This window comes from Caldalkalibacillus thermarum (assembly GCF_014644735.1).
GTDB lineage: Bacteria > Bacillota > Bacilli > Caldalkalibacillales > Caldalkalibacillaceae > Caldalkalibacillus > Caldalkalibacillus thermarum.
The window spans coordinates 1-4,519 of record NZ_BMKZ01000079.1; the positions used below are offsets into that span (position 1 = coordinate 1).

The 4,519-nt window shown below is 38.8% G+C and carries 7 protein-coding genes; 1 reads left to right on the top strand and 6 read right to left on the bottom strand.

Going from position 1 to position 4,519, the window contains the following annotated elements; all coding sequences use genetic code 11:
- Positions 1–200: 200 nt before the first annotated feature.
- The 5 genes from IEW48_RS16135 to IEW48_RS16155 form a co-directional block, all read right to left on the bottom strand.
- Entirely contained in the window at positions 201–560 is a 360-nt protein-coding gene (locus IEW48_RS16135) for a type II toxin-antitoxin system RnlB family antitoxin (protein ID WP_188624651.1), read from the bottom strand.
- A 26-nt stretch (positions 561–586) separates the two neighbouring features.
- Positions 587–1,687 carry a type II toxin-antitoxin system RnlA family toxin gene (locus IEW48_RS16140; protein WP_188624652.1) on the bottom strand — a complete coding sequence of 367 codons (1,101 nt, stop codon included), beginning with the start codon at positions 1,685–1,687 and terminating at the stop codon, positions 587–589.
- 233 nt (positions 1,688–1,920) lie between these two features.
- Positions 1,921–2,202 carry an FmdB family zinc ribbon protein gene (locus tag IEW48_RS17725; protein WP_188624653.1) on the bottom strand — a complete coding sequence of 94 codons (282 nt, stop codon included), beginning with the start codon at positions 2,200–2,202 and terminating at the stop codon, positions 1,921–1,923.
- 18 nt (positions 2,203–2,220) lie between these two features.
- Positions 2,221–3,405: a formamidase gene (gene fmdA / locus IEW48_RS16150; RefSeq protein ID WP_188624654.1), complete on the bottom strand. Its 1,185-nt coding sequence runs from the start codon at positions 3,403–3,405 to the stop codon at positions 2,221–2,223.
- 60 nt (positions 3,406–3,465) lie between these two features.
- Complete coding sequence (locus tag IEW48_RS16155; protein WP_188624655.1) at positions 3,466–3,651, bottom strand: hypothetical protein; 186 nt, start codon at positions 3,649–3,651, stop codon at positions 3,466–3,468.
- A gap of 243 nt (positions 3,652–3,894) precedes the next feature.
- Between IEW48_RS16155 and IEW48_RS16160 the strand changes: the two genes are divergently transcribed.
- Positions 3,895–4,203 (top strand): hypothetical protein, encoded by a 309-nt coding sequence (locus tag IEW48_RS16160; protein ID WP_229704099.1) that lies wholly within the window; start codon positions 3,895–3,897, stop codon positions 4,201–4,203.
- Between the two features lie 133 nt (positions 4,204–4,336).
- Here the strand turns inward: IEW48_RS16160 and IEW48_RS17285 are convergent.
- Positions 4,337–4,519 (bottom strand): transposase (locus IEW48_RS17285; protein ID WP_229704100.1); only part of this gene is annotated, 183 nt, incomplete at its 5' end.

Here is a 4,519-nt window from a genome sequence, read left to right on the forward strand (position 1 = left end):
GATTTAAAAAAAGTATGTCGAGATTTTTTAGATTCCGCCTCACAATGGAAATCCTTACCTTCAGCTAACGGTAGGCGCTCGCCAACCCCCGTTCGGGACTTTTACCCTATAGTAACGCACCCATGCCGGGCGCACATAAATCAAGAAACCTCACCTTATGGTGAGGTCGCTTTTACTCAAAACAAGCAATATATATCTATTTACAGGATTTTTCCATTTCTCAACAAAAATTTAAAGGCATCTGAAACAATAGTGCTTTGCATAAGGTTTTCATTATTTCTGTAATAACTAGCGGAAATTTTTTTTATTGTCACATCAACATCAGTTATAATTTTGAAACTGGAATAGTCAAATTTATTCCCATCAAAATTCGCTTCCATAAATCGATTTGAGGAATTGCCGTTGGATAGTAAAAGGTCAAAGATAACCTTACCGGTAAAATTATTCTGCAAATCACTTTCTATACTTTCAAGTTCCTCTAATGGGTTAATGTATGAATTTGACAAAATCAAACATACATTATTCGGTTCCTCAACCTTTTTAATTTCAAATGTTTTCATATTAAACACCTTTTCTATTTATGCTCTCAGAATGATCTGTTTCCTTCATGAATGGGTAACATTCGGTATGTTTCTTCAATAATTTCAAGCGTTTTATTAATAATACGAACAGCTTCCCGCTTATCTTCAATTCGCCTACTCGCTTCTGGAATTTGTTCAACATGGAACAATCCATGGCGATGTTCGTGGTAATAATTATATGCCCTCTCTATGGCATGACATGTTGCTTTACAATTAATTTTTTCCCTAACTTCATCCCTTAATTCATACCTTATTCCAAATGGACATGAAAAAACATTTTCAAACCCTCTTTTAGGTAAACGATAATCTCTAGATAAGAATAAGCGTTTAATATATCCTTCCAATACCCTCAAAACTGGAAAAACAAAACTAGTATATTCGTCCAACTCGATATCAATCTGTTTGAATACAAGAGATGGAGTCAACATCTTAATAAGAGTGTCACCAAGAAAATCCTTTGAATACTTAAGTGTCAAATCGAGTTCATCTTTAATTTCTTCTTTCCGAACTGGTATATGGAAATACTCGGCCTGAGCATCAATCAATTGATCAAAAGGATAAAATTCTGCTAAGAAGCAAGTTATTTCCTGGTAAAGAAATAACGGTTTACCTTGCACTTGAAGGGTTTGGTTGGTATAGTACTTGAGGGTAATTCTATCTCCAAGTGAACTTTGAAATCGATATAGGGTGTATGTATTGGTTACATCTTGACCGATTAATTTTATTTTATCATGTTCATTAAGATATTCGATAAGTAAATCCACATTTTCCTTCTTCATTCGAGGAACAGCATAAGAAAAATTTCTCATATCAGCAAGGTTTCCTAATCGTTCACGAATATATAGAGCCACCGCCATAGAAATATCCTTATGTTTTCCTACCCCAGGATTTATAGTCGTAGTCCCATCTTGATTAAAATAAAAATCAACTGTTATAACTTTACCATCTCCAACAAATTCGCATCTGTATAAATTATTATTGACATGAGCGATACCATTATATTCATATTCTTCGAAATTAGCACTACAAAAACCTCTAATCCATTCGTCTATTTTTGTACGATCCATATTAAGTTTTTTAAATATTCCGCTTTTATTATTACTCATAATAGTCGCACCTGCCTATTAAACTATCTGTCACATAATTGTACACATACTAAGCTATTAATCAAGAATTTAATAACCCTTTATATCGTCAAAAACACCCCGACTAACCAGCCGGGGTGCATTACTATTTCAGCTTCCTCGCTAAATCATATGGGTTTGAGTCTAATTAGTTGGTCAACGCCTATGCCAGAGGAGTTTTCTTTTAGAGAAAAAGTTTTGAAAAGCTTAACAGTTTAATGAGCTATTTGCCACGGTCGAACAGGAGCAGCCGTACTTTGATGATGAACATGATTTGGTCTTCTATGGAGATCTTCGTGCTTTACGATTTTAGGAACTGCACTCTGTTCCAATCTTTTCCTCAAGACGGGAGAACTAAGAATAAGCCCAGGCGCTGAGAAAACCCGTTGAGCAGCGGTTTGACATGAAGGACACAATATCGTCTGATTTGCATCCCTACTATGAAGCCAGAGTTCAAATATTCCGCAGGTGTTGCAATGAAATTCATATCTTATCATGTCATTCCCCCCATATCATCATAATAGTTTAGGAATAATATTTTGATCAAAAATAGCAGTAGGAATCGCTATCGTACAACAAGCATTAGGAACATCTACAATCCCGCCTATTCTTCCTTCTATCGGTGCAGTGCCCAAGATCATATATGCCTGTTCACCCGTAAATCCTAATTGTTTAAGGTACTCGATAGCATTCAAGCATGCTTGGCGATAGGCAATATGGGCATTTAAATAATGCTGTTTCCCCGAAAACTCATCCACAGAAATCCCCTCAAAGACAAGATAATCAGAGTAACGAGGTTCGACTGGCCCTGGTTTAAAAACAGGATTTTTAGTAATTCCGTATTTGGCCATACCGCCTTTTATCACATCTACATGAAGATCAATATAGCCCGCCATTTCAATGGCACCACAAAAAGTGATCTCTCCGTCTCCTTGAGAGAAATGGAGATCACCCACTGACAGCTTTCCTCCCTTTACAAATACCGGAAAATAGATACGGGAACCTTTCGATAAATTTTTAATGTCACAGTTTCCTCCATTTTCCCGTGGTGGTATAGTCCGCGCGGCTTCCATTGCAACTCTATCAAACTCAGCGCCCTTAAGACTTCCCAGAACCGCACTGTCCGGATCAGGTAGATTTGCCAAAGCTGGAATGCGATTTGGATTCCTAGCCACAAGTTGCTTCTCTCGGTAATTCCATTTATCCAGTAAATCGTGGGAAGGCGCAACACCAATCAATCCAGGATGCATAATTCCAGCAAATCTTATTCCAGGAATATGTCTTGATGATGTATAAATCCCGTGAAAATCCCATATCGACTTCGCCGCATCCGGATAATGATCGGTAAGAAAACCTCCACCGTTCTCCCTGGCAAAAATCCCATTAAATCCCCATTCTGCTTGAGGAAGAGGCCCAATATCCAGTATATCCACGACTAATAGATCCCCTGGCTCCACTCCGTTAACCCAAATGGGACCACTCAAAACATGCACGCGTTTCAAATTGACATCGCGTATATCGGATGGATCGTCATTGTTTTTTATTTGTCCGTCGGTCCAATCCTTGCACTCAATTCTGAAAACATCTCCGGGGTTAACAGATGCCACAGCCGGTATATCAGGATGCCAGCGATTGTGTCCGGGTAATTCTTGTTCTTCCATTGGTTTAGTTAAATCTACTCGAAAGAGAACTTCTGGCATAACGAATACCTCCTAGTATGAATAGTTTATATAGCAATCTGTTTTGTACAATTAAGATTGTTATGCTTGTAATTCCGTTTCATAGGATACTAGGTTCCTTCTTTCACTAGATTTGTTCATACGAACAGCAACTACAGTATCCCGAATGACCACAATATAGATAGCAGCGGCAGCAACAAAAAACCATACAAAGGCAAACCAATAAAGAAACACAAAGCTTTCAAAACTCATGATTTCACCAAACATAGTACCTCCCCCTCGTACACTAAGTTTCAGAAAGTTTTTTTATCGAATTTCCAGTCCGATCTGCTTCGTACTTCTAACTCGCATGCTGTTCCCGTTAGTTTTCCATGTTGGAAGAAGCAGCTTCTATGACATCCCATGGTCCAGTGTGAGTTCTCATACGCGAGGGTGACTGGTCAACAGGTGCGATCCGGGGACATCCCGAAGAGTCCAACCCCTTCATCCAAAATGATAGGAGGTGATCTCATGAAACTCTACGTCGGGATCGACGTGAACTCGCACGAATTAGCCACCTGCATCATGGACCATGAAGGAAACACTTGCGCCCGTTTCAAAGTGGACAATCGTCTTCTGGGCGCCACCTTCCTTCGTGATCAAATCCTCCTGTGGGCCAACAAAGCTCCAACCATCCGAAATTCTCATCGGGATGGAAGCCACCTCGGTCTACAGTTGGCATCCGGCGATATTTTTCCACTGTCAGGATGCTTTGCAAGCTTGGAATGTCAAGGTGTTTCCGCCCAAGTTCACCCCTCCTTTTTTGTCATCAAGTCTTAACGTAATTATATCAGGTTGTCTTCACTAAGAGGTGAATTTTGTCATATATTCTAACGTTTTTTTGTTCATGACATCGATTCTTAATTAGGGATTGCTGAAAAAGTTTCATTTTTTAAGTTTTAACTTGCTCAATTTAAGTTTCTTGGTAGACTATTTTTTTCTTGAAGACGTAAGTAAAACCATATAGCAAAAAAAAGACAAAAAGAGAGCGTAACCAGTGCCATAAGTTCATTGTAAAATACTGTAAACCAATCGCTGTTTCACTGGTCTCTGGTAAGCGAGTATATATGCGATCAAGTCCATAACAGCGCTTGCC